10 protein-coding genes and 2 pseudogenes are annotated in these 18,155 nt (G+C 69.8%); 7 read left to right on the top strand and 5 right to left on the bottom strand.

Features of this window, described 5'->3' with window-relative positions:
- Positions 1 to 64: 64 nt before the first annotated feature.
- Positions 65 to 4,867: a DNA repair ATPase gene (locus HPT28_RS16555; protein WP_219091871.1), complete on the top strand. Its 4,803-nt coding sequence runs from the start codon at positions 65 to 67 to the stop codon at positions 4,865 to 4,867.
- Here HPT28_RS16555 and HPT28_RS16550 read toward each other — a convergent pair.
- Together HPT28_RS16550 and HPT28_RS16545 are read right to left on the bottom strand one after the other, a co-directional pair.
- Complete coding sequence (locus tag HPT28_RS16550) at positions 4,830 to 6,701, bottom strand: M48 family metalloprotease (protein ID WP_219091870.1); 1,872 nt, start codon at positions 6,699 to 6,701, stop codon at positions 4,830 to 4,832. The two genes, HPT28_RS16555 and HPT28_RS16550, sit on opposite strands and share 38 nt — an antisense overlap.
- A gap of 80 nt (positions 6,702 to 6,781) precedes the next feature.
- Positions 6,782 to 7,543 (bottom strand): RNA polymerase sigma factor, encoded by a 762-nt coding sequence (locus HPT28_RS16545; RefSeq protein ID WP_219091869.1) that lies wholly within the window; start codon positions 7,541 to 7,543, stop codon positions 6,782 to 6,784.
- A 327-nt stretch (positions 7,544 to 7,870) separates the two neighbouring features.
- On the opposite strand from HPT28_RS16545, the gene HPT28_RS16540 reads away from it, so the two are divergent.
- The 3 genes from HPT28_RS16540 to HPT28_RS16530 all read left to right on the top strand — a co-directional run bounded on the left by HPT28_RS16540 (position 7,871) and on the right by HPT28_RS16530 (position 10,412).
- Positions 7,871 to 9,007 (top strand): winged helix DNA-binding domain-containing protein, encoded by a 1,137-nt coding sequence (locus HPT28_RS16540; protein ID WP_219091868.1) that lies wholly within the window; start codon positions 7,871 to 7,873, stop codon positions 9,005 to 9,007.
- Between the two features lie 162 nt (positions 9,008 to 9,169).
- On the top strand, positions 9,170 to 9,535 hold the full coding sequence (locus tag HPT28_RS16535) for an antibiotic biosynthesis monooxygenase (protein WP_219091867.1): 366 nt from the start codon (positions 9,170 to 9,172) through the stop codon (positions 9,533 to 9,535).
- Between the two features lie 595 nt (positions 9,536 to 10,130).
- A complete protein-coding gene (locus HPT28_RS16530; protein ID WP_219091866.1) occupies positions 10,131 to 10,412 on the top strand; it encodes a hypothetical protein in 282 nt (93 codons plus the stop codon).
- Positions 10,413 to 10,644: 232 nt separating this feature from the next.
- On the opposite strand, the gene HPT28_RS16525 is transcribed toward HPT28_RS16530, so the two are convergent.
- Both HPT28_RS16525 and HPT28_RS16520 read right to left on the bottom strand, forming a co-directional pair.
- Positions 10,645 to 10,893: a DUF397 domain-containing protein gene (locus HPT28_RS16525; RefSeq protein WP_219091865.1), complete on the bottom strand. Its 249-nt coding sequence runs from the start codon at positions 10,891 to 10,893 to the stop codon at positions 10,645 to 10,647.
- Positions 10,890 to 11,567 (bottom strand): DUF5753 domain-containing protein, encoded by a 678-nt coding sequence (locus HPT28_RS16520; RefSeq protein WP_308119309.1) that lies wholly within the window; start codon positions 11,565 to 11,567, stop codon positions 10,890 to 10,892. Before HPT28_RS16520 ends, HPT28_RS16525 begins: the two co-directional genes overlap by 4 nt.
- A 319-nt stretch (positions 11,568 to 11,886) precedes the next feature.
- Here HPT28_RS16520 and HPT28_RS27055 point away from each other — a divergent pair, with 319 nt between their 5' ends.
- Positions 11,887 to 12,576, top strand: a complete 690-nt coding sequence (locus HPT28_RS27055) for an ATP-binding protein (RefSeq protein WP_257578764.1) — start codon at positions 11,887 to 11,889, stop codon at positions 12,574 to 12,576.
- Between the two features lie 2,376 nt (positions 12,577 to 14,952).
- Positions 14,953 to 15,918: pseudogene (locus HPT28_RS16510) on the top strand (peptidoglycan-binding protein); the annotation flags it as partial.
- Positions 15,919 to 16,044: 126 nt separating this feature from the next.
- Here HPT28_RS16510 and HPT28_RS16505 read toward each other — a convergent pair.
- Positions 16,045 to 16,521 (bottom strand): annotated as a pseudogene (locus HPT28_RS16505) (glycoside hydrolase domain-containing protein); the annotation flags it as partial.
- A gap of 1,077 nt (positions 16,522 to 17,598) precedes the next feature.
- On the opposite strand from HPT28_RS16505, the gene HPT28_RS16500 reads away from it, so the two are divergent.
- The gene (locus tag HPT28_RS16500; protein ID WP_219091863.1) at positions 17,599 to 18,147 is read left to right on the top strand and encodes a GNAT family N-acetyltransferase; all 549 of its coding nucleotides are present in this window, start codon (positions 17,599 to 17,601) and stop codon (positions 18,145 to 18,147) included.
- Positions 18,148 to 18,155: the final 8 nt, after the last annotated feature.

Genomic DNA, 18,155 nt, shown 5'->3' with positions numbered 1-18,155 from the left:
ACCGGCGCGCAGTTCCCCGCGCCCCGCGTGGGCGCGGGGGGACCCCACGACGAGGAGGAGAAGGATGACGGGCGCAGCCCAGGCCATGGACACCGCCACCTACGACGTGCTGCGCGGCCGGATGACCGCCGCGGCGCAGAGCCTCGGTGAGCGGGCCGAGGCCCTCAACACCCGCCGCGCCGCCACCTTCGGCGCGGGCGGCGTCGAGCTGGGCCACAACGGCACGCTGCGCACCGGGCAGCCGCGGGTGCCCCGCGACCTCACGCAGGTCGGCGGTCTGCTGCTGGCCGGGTTCCACACCCCTCTCGCCCCGGGCCGGGAGACCGGCGTCGCGGACGTGTTCACCCTCTACCGCCTCGTCGACGGCGAGTTCACGGAGGCCGGGCCGGACGCGCTGCCCGGGCTGCTGGACGACCCGCGCTTCGGGCGCGACTTCGCCGAGCTGCACCGTTACTACCGGCAGGCCCGCTTGCTGCGGCTGCGCCGCGTCGGGGCGCTGCTGCTGGCCGTCTTCCGCACCGGCGACCGGGCCAGCGACATCCGGGTGCTGCGCTGGCGCCTCGGGCCCGACGGCACGCCCGCGTACGTCGACGCCAAGGGCGAGCGGGACCACGTCCTGCCGCCCGCCCACGACCTGACCTGGGTCACCGCGGGCCGCGGCGACCACGTCCCCGGCCGCCACCCGCACATCGCTCTCGACGGCGGCGCCCTCTACCTGTCCACGGTGGGCGGCAGCCTCACCCTCAAGACCGAGAACGACACCGAAACAGCCGAGTGCGCCTACGCCGAACCCGTCGCGGAACCCCTCCAGTCCCTCGCCGACGCCGACGTGGCCTACGCCCGCGTCGGGCCGCTGCTGCTCCTGCGCGTCCGCCCCTACAACGAGCCCGCCGACCGCCATCTCGTCTACAACGAGCGCTCCGGCGAGGTCGTCCGGCTCGACGCGATCGGGCTGTCCTGCCACCGCCTGCCCGACGACCACGGCGTCGTCTTCCCCGGCGGCTACTACCTGGCCACCGCCCCCGCGGGGGCCGCGGCCCGCACCTTCGACACCGACACCGCGGGCATGGAGTTCGAGAGCGTGCTGCGCGCGCCCAGCGGCGAGGACGTGCTCTACGTCTTCCACGCCCCCGCCGAGGGGCGCACGCTGCTGCTGCCCTACCACGTCATCCGCAAGGAGATCGCGAGCCCCATTCCCGCCCGGGGCCACGCCCTGTTCGAGGACGGCACCCTGGCCGTGCTGCGCACCCGCGAGAGCGAGCCGGCACGGGTGCACCCCGTCCAGGTGTGGCGCACGCCGTACGTCTCCGAGGCGTACGCCGCCGCCCGGCCGGCGGTGGCCGGGCCGCTCGGCCGCATCGGCAACGCCGAGCTCGTGCGCGGGATCGCCGCCGCCCTGTCGGTGGCCCGCATGGCCGACGAGATGGCCCCGGCCAGCGCCGTGTTCGAGGACATCGCCGCGGCCTGCGCCCGTGTCGCCGACGACTTCCCCTGGCTGGACGGCGAGGGCCTGGAGGGTATGCACGAGCCGCTGGCCGAGCTGGGCTCGGCCGCGACGCAGGTGATCGCCGAGTTCCAGCGCGTCGAGGAGCTGCGGGCGCGGGCGCGGGCGGCGGTGGAGGAGAAGGCCGCCGCCGTCACCGCCCTCGTGCGCAGGGCCCGCGGCGAGATGCCGGGTGGCGCCGACGGCTGGGTGCGCCTGCTGACCGAACTGCGCCGCGCCCAGGGCGGCGTGGAGACCCTGCGGGACCTGCGCCACGCCGACCGGGAGCGGGTCGAGGCGCTCACCGAGGAGCTGGCCGAGTCGCTGGCCGCCACCGGCCGCCGCGCCGTGGGCGACCTCTCACGGGCCGACGCCTTCGACGGCGCCCGCACCGCGGTCGACGCGCTCGCCGACGAGGCCGGGGAGGCCGGGTCCGTCGTCGAGGCCGAGGCGTTGGGCGAGCGGATCACCGAGCACGCCGAGCGGCTGACCGCCGTCACGGACGTCGTCGGCACGCTGGAGATCTCCGACGTCACCGTGCGCACCGCGCTGCTGGAGCGCATCGGCGAGGTCATGGGCGCCGTCAACCGGGCCCGGGCGGTGCTGGACGGCCGTCGCCGGGAGCTGCTGGAGCGCGAGGGGCGAGCCGAGTTCGCCGCCGAGTTCGCGCTGTTCGGCCAGGCCGTCGCGGCCGGTCTCGCCGCCTCCACGACGCCGGAGGAGTGCGACGACCACCTGGGCCGGCTGCTGCTGCGCCTGGAGGACCTGGAGTCCCGCTTCGGCGTCTTCGACGACTTCCTGACCCGGCTCGCCGAGCGTCGCGAGGAGGTCTACGAGACGTTCTCCGCCCGCAAGCAGGCCGCCCTCGACGAGCGGGCCCGGCACGCCGAGCGGCTGGCCGAGTCGGCCGGGCGGGTCCTGGCCACGGTGACCCGCCGCTCGGCCGCGCTGGGCACCCAGGAGGAGGTGGCCGCCTACTTCGCCGGCGACCCGCTGGTGGCCAAGGTCCGTGCCACGGCCGAGGAGTTGCGCACGCTCGGGGACACCGTGCGCGCCGAGGAGCTGGACGGCCGACTCAAGGCCGCCCGCCAGGAGGCCGCCCGCGCCCTGCGCGACCGCGTGGACCTCTACGACGCCGAGGGCACCGTGCGGCTCGGGCGGCACCGCTTCGCCGTCAACGCCCAGCCCGTCGACCTCACCCTCGTTCCGCAGGACGGCGCCCTCGTCTTCGCCGTCACGGGCACCGACTACCGGGCGCCCGTGACGGACACCGGGTTCGAGGCGACCCGCGTCTTCTGGGACCTTCCCCTGCCTTCCGAGACGCCCGAGGTGTACCGGGCCGAGTACCTGGCCGCCCGTGTCCTCGCCGAGACCGGCCCGGCCGCGCTGCGCGAGGCCGCGGGCCGGGAGGGCGGGCTGCTCGCCGCCGTCCGTGAGGCCGCGGAGGCCGGCCACGACGAGGGGTACGACCGCGGGGTGCACGACCACGACGCGGCGGCGATCCTCACCGCCGTCCTCGGCCTGCACGCCGCCGCCGACCTGCTGCGCTTCCCGCCCGCCGCCCGCGCCGCCGCCCAGCTCTTCTGGGCCCACGGCACCGACGAGCCCGCCCGCGCCGCCTGGGCCACCCGGGCCCAGTCCCTCGGCCGCGCTCGGGCCGCCTTCGGCGCGGGCCCGGCCGTCGCCGAGCTGGCGGCCGAACTCGACGCCGCCGTCCGCGCCTTCGCCGAGCGGAACGCCCTGAGTGCTCCCGAGGACACCGGCGCCTACCTCTTCGAGGAACTGACCCTGGGCGGGCCGCGGTTCGTCACCGGTGCCGCCGCCCGCACCCTGCTCTCCGCCTTCCGCACCGCCCTGGGCGGCGAGGACTCCACCGGCGCCAAGGAGTTCGCCGAGGACCTGCGCGCCCTCGGCGACGACCTCGCCGCCCGCCACCAGCTCACCGAGGCGTGGCTGTCCTCCTTCGCCGCCGCCCGCTGCCTGGACACCGCCGACCTCCCGGAGGCCGCCGCCGTCGAGCTGTGCGCCTCCGCCGTCGACCGCCGTGACGTGGACGCCCCGCTCACCGCCACCGTCCCCGGGCTGCTCGGCTCCCACCCCCGGCTGCGCGCCGGTGAACTCACGCTGCGCCTGGACGAGTTCCTCGCGCGCACCACCGCCTTCCGCACCCACCACGTGCCCGCCCACCGCGCCTACACCCGCCGCCGCAACGCCCTGCTGGCGGCCGAGCGCGAGCGGCTGCGCCTGGCCGACCTCCAGCCGAGCGTCATGGCCTCGTTCGTGCGCAACCGGCTCATCGACGAGGCGTACCTGCCGCTCATCGGGGACAACCTGGCCAAGCAGATCGGCACCGCGGGCAGCGAACGCCGCACCGACAGCCAGGGCCTGCTGCTCCTGCTCTCCCCGCCCGGCTACGGCAAGACCACCCTCATGGAGTACGTCGCCGCCCGGCTCGGCCTCGTCTTCGTCAAGGTCGACGGGCCGGCCCTGGGCCACGCCACGACCTCGCTCGACCCGGCCGCCGCCCCCGACGCCGCGGCCCGCCGCGAGGTCGAGAAGATCAACTTCGCGCTCGACCTGGGCAACAACGTCTGCCTCTACCTCGACGACATCCAGCATCTGTCCGCCGAACTCCTCCAGAAGTTCATCCCGCTGTGCGACGCCCAGCGCCGCATCGACGGCGTCTCCACCGCCGACGGCCGCCCCCGCACCCACGACCTGCGTGGCAAGCGGTTCGCCGTCGCCATGGCGGGCAACCCCTTCACCGAGTCCGGCAGCCGCTTCCGCATCCCCGACATGCTCGCCAACCGCGCCGACGTGTGGAACCTCGGCGACGTCCTCACCGGCAAGGACGACCTCTTCGCCCTCAGCCACGTCGAGAACGCCCTCACCGCCAACCCCGTCCTCGCCCCGCTCGCCGGACGCGACCGCGCCGACGTCGACCTCCTCGTCCGCCTCGCCGCCGGCGACCCCGCCGCCACCCCGGACCGGCTCGCCCACCCCTACGCCCCCGCCGAACTCGACCAGATCCTCGGCGTCCTGCGGAACCTGCTGCACGTCCGGCGCACCGTCCTCGCCGTCAACGCGGCCTACATCGCCTCCGCAGGACAGGACGACGCCACCCGCACCGAACCGCCCTTCCGCCTCCAGGGCTCCTACCGCAACACCAACAAGCTCGCCGAGCGCATCGCCCCCGTCATGAACGACGCCGAGCTCGAAGCCCTGCTCGACGACCACTACCAGGCCGAGGCCCGCACCCTCACCTCCGGCGCCGAGGCCAACCTGCTCAAGCTCGCCGAACTCCGCGGCCGCCTCACCGACGAGCAGCGCACCCGCTGGGAGCACCTCAAGGACCGCTGGCGGGCGGCGAGGCAGCCGGCGTGAGCGGAAGCGTGGTGAGCCGTCCGGACGGCAGGACCTGCTCGACCGGGAAGCAGAAGACGCGGACGGCCACCTCGTCCGGGCCGCAGTCCGGCGTCGGGAGCGGGCCCGTCCCGGGGATGCCCGGCGGGGCCGGGCTCGGCCGGTGCTGGTCCACCGTCCGCGTCGGCACCGGCGACGGTGTCCGGTCCTCCTCGAACTGGCTCGACAGGAACACCGCCCCGATGACGACGGCGACCAGCAGCCCGCCCACGCTCACCACCCGCTTGTCGCCGTGAACCCGCCGCCGCTCCTCGCGCGGCGGGCCCGGCACCCGCAGCCGGGACACCCGGCCCGTGTGGTCCAGCGGCACCGAGAGGTTCGCCCCGCACAGCACCAGTTGAAAGCGCAGCCGCGCCGCCGCGTCCCGGTCCGTGAGCGCGACCCGGGACAGCTCCGCCGCCTCCCGCGCCTCCTCGTCGTAGGTCACCAGCACGCCCGGCGAGGCCCACCGCACGCTCCACGCCGCCCGGCCCGCCGTCACCAGTGCCTGCCCCACCAGCACGCCGACCGCCCGCTTCGCCGTGCCCTGGGCGCCCCACTGCCGCGTGCCCCAGTCCGTCGCGGCCAGCGCGCCCGTCAACTCCGCGCCCCGGCCCGCCTCCAGCAACCCCAGCACCCCGTCCAGCGAGGGCTCCGGGGCTGAGCCCAGCAGCGCCAGCGGCGCCCGCAGTTCCTCCACCGCGCCGATCGCCTGCAACTCGACGGCGTCGTCCAGCCACTCCTCCCACGGCTGACCCGGCCCCCGCCCGCCCAGCGGCCGCAGCAGTGCGCGCCACACCCCCTCGGGCAGCGGCTCCCCGGACAGCCCCGCGCCGGGACGCGGACCGGGCCCGGCGCCGGAGCCGGCCACCGTCAGCACCGCCAGCGCCGCCAGCCGCGCCTCCGTCGTCGGGTGCGAGTCCAGCCGCCTCCGCCGCGGCTCCGGTTGCTCACGCCGCCACTCCTCCAACGCCTCCCCGTACTCGGTGTCCGTCAGCATGGCCGTGAACGCCCGCATCGGATCGTCCGGCGTGCGCCCGCGGCCGGCCATCGGGTCCAGGAAGCGCTCCCGGAAGTCCGCCCAGGCGGCCCCGACGACGTGGACCGACGTCAGCGCCGAGGCCATCGCCTCCGGGCCCGCCACCCGGGCCGCCGCCGCGTCCGCCTCGAACTCCTGCCGCCGCCGCACCGCCAGCGACACCGCGTCATACAGCCACGCGTAGGCCCCCAGCACCCGGAACTGCAGGCCCGAGTACATGGCCACCAGCGGATTGCGCACCGCCGCGTCCGCGATCCCCGCCCGCGCGGCGTGCAGCGCGGCCGAACCCCGGTAGACCGTCGCCCCGAACCGCGTGTGCCGCCGCGCGTAGTGCCCCAGCTCATGGCAGAGCACCGCCCGCACCTCGTCCGCCCGCAAGCCCGCCAGCAGCGGCATCCCGATCTCCATCCGCCGCCCGGCCACCCGCAGCCCGGACCGGGTGTCCTCGCTCACCGAGGCGTTCACGTCCAGCGTCAGCCGGATCTCCGTCGGCGCCGGCGCCCCGACCGCCTCGGCCAGCTCCGTCACCGTCTCCCACAGCTCCGGCGCCTGCTTCCGGCTCACCCGCACCGTGCCCTTCCGCGGCTCGGGCGCCCGGCCCGCCGTCAGCAGAGCCCGAAGGATCGCGAGCACCGCCGGCAGCCCGAAGGCCGCCGCGAACAGCGGCGTCGGCGAGGACATCGGGCCCGGAGCCCCGAACGTCAGCCACAGCGCGCCGACGGCCAGGACCGCGTAGAAGAGGACCAGCGCCCAGGACACGACGTAGAACCCGGCCACCAGAACCAGGGCCAGCGCCCCACGCCACGCCGACCCAGGCCAGCCTGTCCCCGAGCATGCCGCCGCTCGCCGTGCGGCCCTCACCCCGGCCCGCCTTCCCCGCCCCGACCGAGGACGGCGACCCGCACCCGCGCGGCGGCCTCCGGACCGGCCGCGACACACACCCGCAGCCAGGCCTCCGCCGCCGCGAGGGCCACGGCCAGCCCGTCACCCTCCGGCCGCTGGTGCACTGCCCGGCTCAGCGGGCGCAGTTCCTCGCCGCGCATCGGCACCCCGGGCCGCACCAGCCTGTCGTCCGCGCCATCGGAGCCCCGCGCCGCGCGCTCGCGCATGCCCAACACCTTCTGAAGCCTCCGCCGGGCCTTGGACAGGCTGGCCGCCACCCCGCCACGGCTCAGCCCCAGCTCCTCGGCGACGTCCCGCTGCGGCACGCCGTTCAGGCAGTGCATCACCAGCACCGTGCGCTGCCGCTTCGGCAGGGTGGCCAGGGCCGCCAGCACGGTGCGCGCGTACGCCGTCTGCTCGACCCCCGCCACGGCCGGGGCCGGAAGCCCCTCCAGACCGGCCGCCCGCGCCCGCGCGTTACGCCGCCCCGCCGCCCGTAACCGCTGCCGCACCACCCGGTACACCCACGCGTCCGGAGCCTCGTACCCGCGCAGCCTCTCCCAGCGCCGGTAGGCCTCCGCGTAGGCGTCCTGGACGGCGTCCTCCGCGTCCTGCCGGTGCCCGCACAGCAGGAGCGCCCTGGCGAGCATCCCCGTGAACGTGCGGGCGAAGAACGCTTCGAAGGGCTCCGCGTCCTCCTCCGCGACGGTGCCGTCAGCCTTCACCGCGTCGGTCATCGCCGCCCCCCTCGGGAACTCCGGACCGCCAGTCTGGCACCCCGGTACTCCACGGTCACGTCGGTGCCGCGAGCCCGCAGCGCCCGGGAGAACACACGCTCCCGCTCGCGGGCCCTGAGCCAGTGCACCAGGACTCTTACCCCCGCCGCGACGGCTCCCATCCCCACGGTCACCACGATCTGCTCAACCATCACCCTGCTCCCTCGGACGGTGTCGTCACGGATAACAGGGCGGCGGCGGGGAAACGTTTACCGCGATCTCCGAGAAGCCCGGCCACTCCCGGACGAACGGGCGTTGACGGGCCGGGTCGCAGACGGAATGCTGGGTTTGGTGATCACCGCGCGCGAACTCAACCGGGCCACCCTCGCCCGTCAGCTCCTCCTGACCCGCGAGCCGCTGACCGTGCCCGACGCCGTCCGCCGCGTGGTCGCCCTCCAGGCGCAGCAGCCGGCCTCCCCCTACCTCGCCCTGTGGAACCGCATCACCGGCCTCACCCCGGCCGAGCTCGACGCCGCCTTCACCACGGGCACGGTCGTCAAGGCGACCCTGTTGCGCCTCACCCTGCACGCCGTGCACGCCGACGACTACCCCGTCCTCCGCGCAGCCATGCAGCCCACGCTCTACGGCTCCCGCCTCGGCAGCCACTTCGCCGCCGCAGGGCTGACCGCCGAGGACGCCGACAAGCTCGTCTCCGAGCTGCTCGCCTTCGCCCACCGCCCCCGCACGTCGGCCGAGATGCAGACCTGGGCGGAGGAACGCCTCGGCCCTGCGAGGAAGGAGGGCGCGTGGTGGGGACTGAAGGCCTACGCACCCCTCCGCCACGCGCCCACCGACGCCCCCTGGTCCTTCGGCCACCGCCCGTCCTTCGTCGCCTCCGGCACCGAGCCCTTCCGCACCGGCCGCACGGTGGACGAGGACGCCCTGCGCACCCTCGTCCTGCGCTACCTCTCCGCCTTCGGCCCCGCCACGGTCGCGGACATCGCCCAGTTCGCCACCGTGCCGCGAACCCCCGTCCGCGCGGCCCTGCGGGCCCTGGACGGCGCCGTCGAACAGCTTCACGGCCCGGACGGCAGCACCCTGTTCGACGTCCCGGACGCCCCGCGCCCGCCCGCCGACACCCCCGCCCCGCCCCGGCTCATGGCCATGTGGGACAGCACCCTGCTCGCCTACGCCGACCGCAGCCGCGTCATACCCCCGGCCTACCGCCCCCTGGTCGTCCGCCGCAACGGCGACTTCCTGCCCACCCTCCTCGTGGACGGCCAGGTCGCCGGCGTCTGGCGCCCCCTGGAGGACGGCGTCGAGGCCACCGCCTTCCACCCCCTGCCCCCGGCCACCTGGGACGCGCTCGCGGAGGAGGCCGCGGCCCTGCGCGTCTTCCTCGGCGACCGCGAGCCCGAGCCCTACCGCCGCTTCCACCACTGGTGGCCCAAGCTCCCCACCCCCGCCGAGGTCCGCCTGCTCTGAGCAGCCCTCGCGGCCGTCCCCAGCCGGACGGCGCGCCGCCGTCGGTCACCTGGAGTCCGGCCCGCGGGCGACCGCGATCACGCTTGACCTCAACTCAAGTTGAACTCGCACGCTTCCCTGGAAGCGACGCCGACGGCGTCCCAGAACAGGGGAGATCCCGACGTGAGCACCGGAACCGGCTTCTACTCGATCATCGACTACACCGTCGACGGCCCGCGGACCCAGCAGGAGCTGGTGGACGCCTTCGCGGAGATCCAGGAGCGGTGGGTGCGCTTCTACCCCGGCTACCGCTCGGCCCGGTTCGTCGTGAGCACCGACGGCACCCGCGTCTACAACCTCGTGCACTGGGAAACCGAGGAGGACTACCGCCACTTCGTTGAGACGTCCGACACCGAGGGACGGATGGCCGCCATCCAGCGGGCGCTGGACGGGCTCTCCGGCACGGCGGAACCGCGTATGAGCGGAGCCCCCACGTACCGTGCCGACCGCGAGATCGCCCCGGGCCCGCGGAAGCCCGAGGCGGACTGAACCCACCAACCTCTGAAGCCCGGGGAACGTGCGGCCCCGTGCCCGCCGCCCTGGTCCTCGGGTGCGGCGCGGGGCGGCCGTCGGGCGGACGTACCGGCGGCCGGGGTTCCCGAGACCGTACCGGGCAGTCGCGTCCGAGGGCGCATCCCCAACGGCCTGTAGAGGCCATCGGACGGTTCCCTGTTCGGCCAGCCGACGCCGGGCGTCGTTCCTCCTGGTAGTCGTTCACGACCAAGATCGCCCGATCTCCACCAGAGGCTTCGCGTGCTTGTCTACCGTGTGGGCTGGACGTGTCCGTCCATCCCTGACCTTCCTCGCCGCTCGCCTGCGCGAACACCAGTCACGTGATGTGTTGGTGCCCGTCGTCGCCAGTGTGGTCCTGCTGGCAGCCGTCAGTTGCAGCCAATCAGACGACAGGCCCTCCTCGCCTGTTGAAACGGCCCAGACCTCAGAATCGGCCAGTGGTTGCGGCGATACCTCGCCGCAACCGAGTGGGCCGGACATGCCGTCTCGATCGGCCGGTCCTTCGGCGGCACCACCTGCCGCTGTTGCGACAACGCCCGCTGAAGCTCCGACAAGGGCAGGACAGGCCAAGGTGTATGCGTTTGGCGATGTGGAAGTTCGGCTGACGCCGAATGATCTGGGCGTGTACGCCGCCATCCACATCCCCAACCCTTCGGACGAGCCCTTCTCGTTCTCCACTTCCGTGCGAGTGACGGGGCCCGCTGGGTACGAGGTGCTGATGAAGCGCAGCTTTCCTCATGTCCTGCCCGGGGAGGCAGCCAGGGAAGGCGGGCTTCTCATCGACAAGGGGGAAGCCCCGGTACCGGACGACCCTGTTGCCGAGATCATCGGTTTCGAGCAGACGCCGTCATGACAGAAGGCATGCTCAGCCGCATTTCTGGCGGGTGTGGCGGGCTTGGGTTTCAGGCGGAGGGTACAGGGCGCGGCCGGCAGCCTCGGATGGCATCTGAGGCTGCCGCTCAGTCAACCGCTGACCGATCAGCCCACTCGCGCTCGCCGGACGCGGTGCTGAGCGTTGCCTCGGTTATCGCCCCCGCTCTGGCGAGGCGGGGGCGATCAACCCGGGCTTCCTCGGCGGCCGGATGTCAGCCGCGCCCGGCCGTGACGTCCCGGACGAAGGCGCCCCAGGCCCTTGGCGTCAGGGCAAGCTCGGGGCCGGTGACGCGCTTGGAGTCCCGGACGTGCACCGTCCGCGGGCACACCGCGACCTCGACGCAGTTGCCGCCATCGCTGCCGCTGTAGCTGCTCTTGACCCAGGAGACGGCGACCTCCAGGCAGTCCCCGCCGCCGCTGCCGCTGTAGCTGCTCTTGAACCAGGCCAGCTCGCTGCTCATAGCTCTCCCGCCACCCGCTCGATCAGACGTGCCGACTCCTCGAAGTTGAGGGCCCGCGAACGCAGTTCAGCATAACGAAGGCCGAAGTCGCTCACCGTCTGCGGATCGGTGAGCACAAAGCCCGAGTCCTGCGACTCCAGATACGCGATCCGCCGCCGCTCCGCCGTCTCCACCAGCACCATCGGCCCGTTGAGCCCGGGATGCATCCCGGAGGTGGCGGGGACGACCTGAACCCCGACGTTCGGCAGCTCCATGACCTTGAGCAGATGCCGGAGCTGCTCCTTGAGCGTGGCCACACCCCCGACCGGATTGCGCAGGGCGGGCTCCCACAGGACGAAGTGGAACTGGATCAGCGGCGTCCGCGTCAGCAGCTTCTGCCGCTCCATCCGCGCCTCCAGATGCCGCTCCAGCACCTCCTCCTCCAGTGTCGGCACATGACCGGCGAACACGGCCTCCGCATACGGCTCGGTCTGCAGCAGCCCCGGGATGAGCTGGGGCTCGTACGCGAAGCGGCTCACCGCCTCCAGCTCGTACTTGGCCATGTCCTGGAAGAAGCTCGGCAACTTGGCCAGTTCCACCTCCTCCTGGAGGGCCCACAGCGCCCCGCCCGCGTTCAGCACCCGCTCGGCGGCCTCCGTGAACGCGGACTTGGCCGCCCGGCGCCCCTGCTCCACTGAGGCCCGTCTGCTCGTAGGAGTACCCGATGGCGTCCCCCAGCCCCTCCTGTGTCAGCCCGGCCTTCTCGCGGAACAGCTTGAGCAGCCGCCCGTAGCAGCGCCAGGCCTCCGGCCGCTTGTCGTCGCTGCGTTGCTTACCCTTCGGCGCACGACGCATCCGTACGCACCTCCCTGACCAGTTCCGTACACCGATCCGCGCCGGTCCGTACGCACCCTCGGGGTACCCGGGCGGACCTGTCTCACGCTAGGCGCGTGACGGGACGGTTACCGTGTGAATTCAGTCAATGCACTCTCCCCGGTGACCGAGCACTTCAGCATGCGCTTCACCTCGACGCGACGAGGCGTCAGGCTCGCCGTGGAACGCCTCGAAGCCTGGGGCCACCCCTACGACAGCGAGCCCGCCCGCGACGCCGAACTGGTCGTCGGCGAGCTCTGCGCCAACGCGGTGCGCCACGGCTGTGTCGCCGGGCGCGACTTCGAGCTCCGGCTCCACCTCACCGCGGGCACGCTGCTCGTCGAGGTCTCCGACGCCCGCGACGAGCGATACCCCCGCCAGCCCAGGCCCGACCCCGGTTCCGGCCTCCCCGAGGCCGGCCACNGGCCACGGGCTCACCCTCGTCACCGCACTCACCACCCGCTGGGGCGCCCACCCCCGCCACCCCATCGGCAAGACCGTCTGGGCCGAACTCCCGCTGCGGACCTCCCCGCCGCACGTGCGTGGCCGCTGAGCCGCGCACGTGCGGCGGACAGGGTGGCATCGACGTCGTCGCTCCATGAGCAGACTTCCAGCCATGCCAATCGGCCCTCGCATGCGAACACCAGGGCCTCACCGGGGCACTCGCAATCCTCGGTGATGAGCCGCGCTTCCGCCGCCATGACGGTGCCCGGCCCGGTGGGCGCGGGCTCCACCTCGCCGGTCTCGACGTCGAAGTACGTGGTGTCGCATCCGCACGTGCACCTCGACCGCACGGTGAGAAGCGAGACTTGCCGTCGGAGAGCACGGTGAACCGGGTTGTCCCTGCTCAGGAGCCGCGCGAGCACATTGGCGATGTCGTCAGGCAGGCGCTCGGTCACCTCGTCACCGTATCCATCGTCCGTCCGGCGGAACGTGACGGTGGTCGGTATGGGCTGGAGGCAGAGCGGCGGAATGAGGCACACGAAGTTCAGCAACGCGCGTATTGGGTGGCACTACGAGGGCGACACGACCAGGGGCAGCGAAACGCGGGCGTCACCCGTGCACGGCCAAAGACAAGCGCAGTGTGACTTAGGGCACTTAGGTGACGCTCGGTAGCGAGCGATGCTTCGCTTCAAGGGTGAAGATGTGAATCTGCCGTAAAGATCGATGCTGGCGCTACGCACAGTGACATCTTGCCAATCTTGGCGTGATCAAGCCTCTTTGCCTCGAGGGATTGCTCAACTATGTTGCATCGAGATCGCGAGACTTGACCGCCTTGCGACGCGGGGGGAAGGGCCTGTGGTTTTTTCGGCTGTGGCCTGTTGCTCTTCCCTGCCCGCATTCTTTAGGGAGGGATTCATATGTCAATTGCACGCTGCAGACGCCTCATTCGCGCTGCATTAGCGGCGACTACCACCGCTACTGCAGCTGTCGGGCTGATGGCCCCGCAGGCTCATGCACAGGACGAGCCCCCTCGTGCGGTCGCCAACGTCCCAGTTTCCGCAGAGGCAGACAGTCAAACGCGCACCCTTGTCGCTTCCGACCCACAGGCAGCTCTGGCAGCTTCCAACCTGTGTGGCCCGGGATACTCTCTGATCCTGGCCGAGCGGCTTCCCGATGACCGACGGTTCGGGACGCTGTTTGTGTACGCGGCGGACGGTGGGCTCGCCGGTGGCTGGAACTGCACAGTATTTGATAACAACCTGGGCAGCCCTAAGCACATGAAACTCAAGATGTGTGAGAACCGAGTGAGGAACCCCAGGTGTGACGTCGACGAAGGCACATTTAGTCAGTACGCCGGTCCCGTCTACATGGACAACTGTCCGAAGACCACGGCCATCATGTGGAGTGGGGGCTACCGAATCATCGACGCGGTTCGCGGTAGTCTGTGCAACTAGGGAATCAAGTGCGCCATCGTGCCCAGACTGCGCGCACCGGAATGGTGCGGAACATCAGCCTTGCTCTGGCTGGGTTGATACTAATTGGCGCCCTCGCTCTCGTTTTGCATCGGACGGGAGCCGAGGAAACCAATAGTCAGGCTGGCGCAGAAGAACTCGGGTCGTCTTCTTCTGCGCCGACTCCGACAGAAATTGATAAGCCGAACCCCTCTGAAACGATTTCTGCCCCGTCTGAGGAGGACACGAAATCTAGCACGCCGGAACCTGCAACTCCCGAGCCCAGCTACTCCTCAGTTGAGGAGGGACCGACAGAGCAACCGCCGGTATCGTCCGATCCCTCCCCAGACAAGTCCGGAACTTCCCGAGCAGTCGCCGCCAGCAAAGAGGGTGTGACAGTACGGGAGCCGACGCCAAAGGCTTCGGGAGACGGCATGTGGGTGCCTGTGGAGATCACCAATTTGGGAGAAACTTCAGCCAGCTACGCCGTGGAAATCCGGATCACCGGGGCTAATGGCTTCACCGCAACGATCCGAACCACGACTAGCGTTCTCGAACCTGGTGCCACGGCATCCCAAGCACATACCGCACTCGATGCATCAGGTTCGCCTGCGCCGGCGCGTGCGATGGTGAAAATCGAGGATGTGTCCCGAACGTCCGAGTAAGAGGGAGCGTAGAGGAACAGTCAACGACGACTCAGGACACTAGATGAGGGAAGAACGATGACAAGCTGGCTCATCCTGATGGCCGTTGGGCTCGTGGTTGCTGTCCTCGGAGGTGCAGTCATCCTTTCATTGGTCGGGCTCTTCCTGTGGGTGAAGTCTTCCTGGCAGGCATGTCCGAAGCGTGGGGGGCGGGCTCCCGGAGACCGTGAAGCTCTATAGGCGTGCTCGGACTGGGGTTTTGCCCATCTCTCTACGTTTACGACGAGAGCCAAGAGCAGCGTGCCCTGCCAGTGCATGGAGCTGGCCGCACTCAAAAGCGCAAAGCGGCGCAATCTGAAGTCTCCCGCCATGATGTTGGAAGCTCTCTTCTTGCGTTGCGACGGTGGCTTGCTTGGTCCATCTGCGTTCACACAACAATGGCTTGATTTGCGCTTAGGTAAATTCTCAGATGCCGACGCGGAATCGCGAACCTCAATTTACTCGTGGCCGAGTTCAGGAGATACGAACCGAAAACTGAGGGCTGGTAGCGGCTGTGTCATTTCAGCCTGCTGGTCTTCGCTCCGTCGAGCTATGGGACTGCCGGAGATAGGACTCCTCTAGTCCTGTGAACCTGGACGCACTCATCAATCCCTACGGAAGGTCATCCAATGGCTGACGAAATGGTTCGTCGCGCTCAACATTTCATCAACTACACCTACGGTGACGGAGCAAGGCTCGGAATCTCAAAGCTTGAAGAAGATGGGCGGACCGGATGGGTCACCATGTATGCCCTCACCCGTGCGCTGCAGTACGAGATTGGGATCAGGGCGCTATCGAACTCATTCGGGCCGACTACACTCTCAACACTTGAAGCAAAATATCCAAAACTGAATTATGCCACTATCCCGTCGGCCATCTTCACCAAGATCATCCAATCAGCCTTGTACTGCAAGGGCTATGACGGCGGTGAGCTCAACGGCATCTATAATGACCGTGTCAAGGCTGCGGTCGAGAAAATGAAGGCGAACATGGGGGTGGACTCCATGTTCCCCGGAAGCTCCCTTGAGCCAAAGGTGACAAAGGGTCTATTTAACATGGATCCCTACACGGTTGTCAATAATGGCTCGGAGACCGTACGTTCGATCCAGCAATGGCTGAACGGTCGGTACCTTTCCCGCAAGGATTTTTACGCCATTCCGTGTGACGGTCACCACTCTCGAGCTGTCGCCAAGTCGATGCTGCTAGCTATTCAGTACGAACTGGGCATGGCGGATGGAGTCGCGAACGGAGTCTTCGGTCCCGGTACGCGATCGGGGCTCAGGAAGCACACCCTGTCGAACGGTAGTTCAGGCGTGTGGGTGCAGCTATTCTCGGCGGCTATGGTCCTGAACAAGCGACCTATTCCGTTCACCAGATCGTTTACTTCAACCCTCGCTGACTCGGTCCGGGAACTACAAGCGTTCCTGAAACTTCCGGTCACAGGTGAAGCGGATTTCCAGACCTGGGCCTCCCTGCTCGTATCCTATGGTGACCAGTCGCGCCAGGGGGAGGCTTGCGACGGAGTTACGATGATTACGTCTGATCGCGCGCAGACGCTGAAGGACGCTGGATACAAATACATCGGCCGCTACCTCTATATTGATCGCCTCCGAAGCGAGATCATCGGCGATAGATAGACTGATCCCGACATCGAGCTTCTGGACAGGAGGCGGATCAAATTCACCTTGACCAATGTCGCGACCTGACGCGATATTATTGTCGATCTCTATTGCACCGGCACCCGATCCGATCATCTTAGTGGCAATTTGATCAAATGCCCAGTTTTCCGGCATTGGGTAGCCTAGATTACCGGAGAAACCCGACGACATGTTGGACACAAAGCTCGCCCCCGCGTAACCCTGCGCAGAAACGCGCGAGCATACGTTACGAGGTCCGTAAATTCCGATCTTGTACAGGTTGCCCATCTTGGCCATTTGATCATAGACGCCCTGAAAATAAGGCAAAATATGAGAGGAAACCTCGTGATCCATCGCATCGTAATCGACGGCGAAGTAGATGCGCGAGGCAACCCTAAATCCATGCTCTTGAGCTTTATGCGACGCCATCGCGCAGTCCACGACTCCCTGCCGACGACTGTAGTAGTCGACGGAACGCGCAGTCGTCTGAAAAATGGGAAAGCATCTCAGGCCGTACTTCTTGATCGTCGCTAGCTCGCCTGGCTGGATCTCCTTCTCGGGAAGAGAGGTAGCGGACGGATTAAGAGAGGCTCTTCGTCGTTTCGAGGCCCGACGACGACGCTACCTGGCGGGCCGTCCGTCTGCGAACGGATGGGAGATGCACAAGGCGGTTGAGGGAGAGGGGGCTATCATCCAACACCCCATCCCGGGAACCGCTTTGAACGTCTTGGTTCGCACTGGGGATGTCGGAACAATTCTGGTGCATGTGATCCGGCGCTTCCACTACGAGATCGACGCCCTCGGCCTGCCCGGGGAGCCGAACCCGGTCGAGGGGTGGTTGAAGCCATCCGAGGTGCGTGATAGTGCCCTTCCGGAATCTAACCAGGCTTCGGGTACGGCCGTGGTGATCCGTCCTGGCTCATACCCTCCCCAAGTCCGTGGCGGACTGGATGCCAGTCAGCAGCTGATTATCCGGGATATCATCGCTGATACTGAAAACATGGTTCGTTGGGGCGGTGACGACCGGCGCCGGTATGAGGGCCTCTTCTACCTGGCTGTTGGTCCCACCGATTCCCGACTGGCACGAGTCGGGGCCAAGTTGCGCAGATGGGATCAGACGCCGGGAAGGGGAGCTGGAGTCATCGCCGACGTGGCATAGCACCCACGCTATCCTCGATCTTGGATGAGGGTCTGTCAGCTTGCTGGCGGACCCCTTCCGTCTGTTGATGGCGGAGTTCTGCGCGGTGGGTAGGTGGGCGATCCCTGGGAGGCAAGACCCGCCGCGAGTCCTGCGCGCAAGTCGCTCTGCCAGGGAGCGCGCCTGCGGCCAGCCGCGCGGCGTCAGCCCTCGGCAGCCATTCGGGTCCCCTACTCCACCGCACCGAGGGCACGCTGCTCGTCGAGGTCTCTGATGGCCGCGACGAGCGGTACCCCCGCCAGCCCAGGCCCGACCCCGGTTCCGGCCTCCCCGAGGCCGGCCACNGGCCACGGGCTCACCCTCGTCACCGCACTCACCACCCGCTGGGGCGCCCACCCCGCCACTCCATCGGCAAGACCGTCTGGGCTGAACTTCGCCTGTAGCGCGCGGCCGGGAAATTCGGTGTTCCGCCCGCCCCATGAGGACGCAGGATGGGGCGCATGACTCTGGCCACTCCCACGCTCCACACCGACCGTCTGCGCCTGCGCCCCTTCACCGACGCCGACGCGACCGCCCTCTACGCACTGCACAGCAACACCCACGTGATGCGGTACTGGGACTCCCCGCCCTGGAAGGAACCGGCCCGCGCCGAGCGCTTCGTCGCCAGGTGCCAGGAGCTGGCCGACGAGGGCATCGGCGCGCGCGTGGCCATCGACCGGGCCCTTGACGGGGCCTTCGTCGGCTGGTGCGGGCTGCACGACTGGAACCCGGGCCACCGCAGGGCGTCGTTGGGCTACTGCTTCGACGAGGCGATGTGGGGCCACGGCTACGCGACGGAGGCCGCGCGTGCCGTGCTGACGTGGGCGTTCGACACACTGGACCTGAACCGCGTCCAGGCCGAGACCGACACGCGCAACGTGGCGTCCGCCCGGGTTCTGGAGAAGACCGGATTCGTGCGGGAAGGGACGCTGCGGGAAGAGTGCGTCGTGGCGGGCGAGGTATCGGACACCTGGGTGTTCGGATTGATCAGGCGTGACTGGCGGCCGTGAACCATCCG

This window comes from Streptomyces sp. JJ38 (genome assembly GCF_019303475.1).
Taxonomy (GTDB): domain Bacteria; phylum Actinomycetota; class Actinomycetes; order Streptomycetales; family Streptomycetaceae; genus Streptomyces.
The sequence above is the reverse complement of the archived record's forward strand: the minus strand, read 5'-3'. Positions and strand labels throughout refer to the sequence as shown.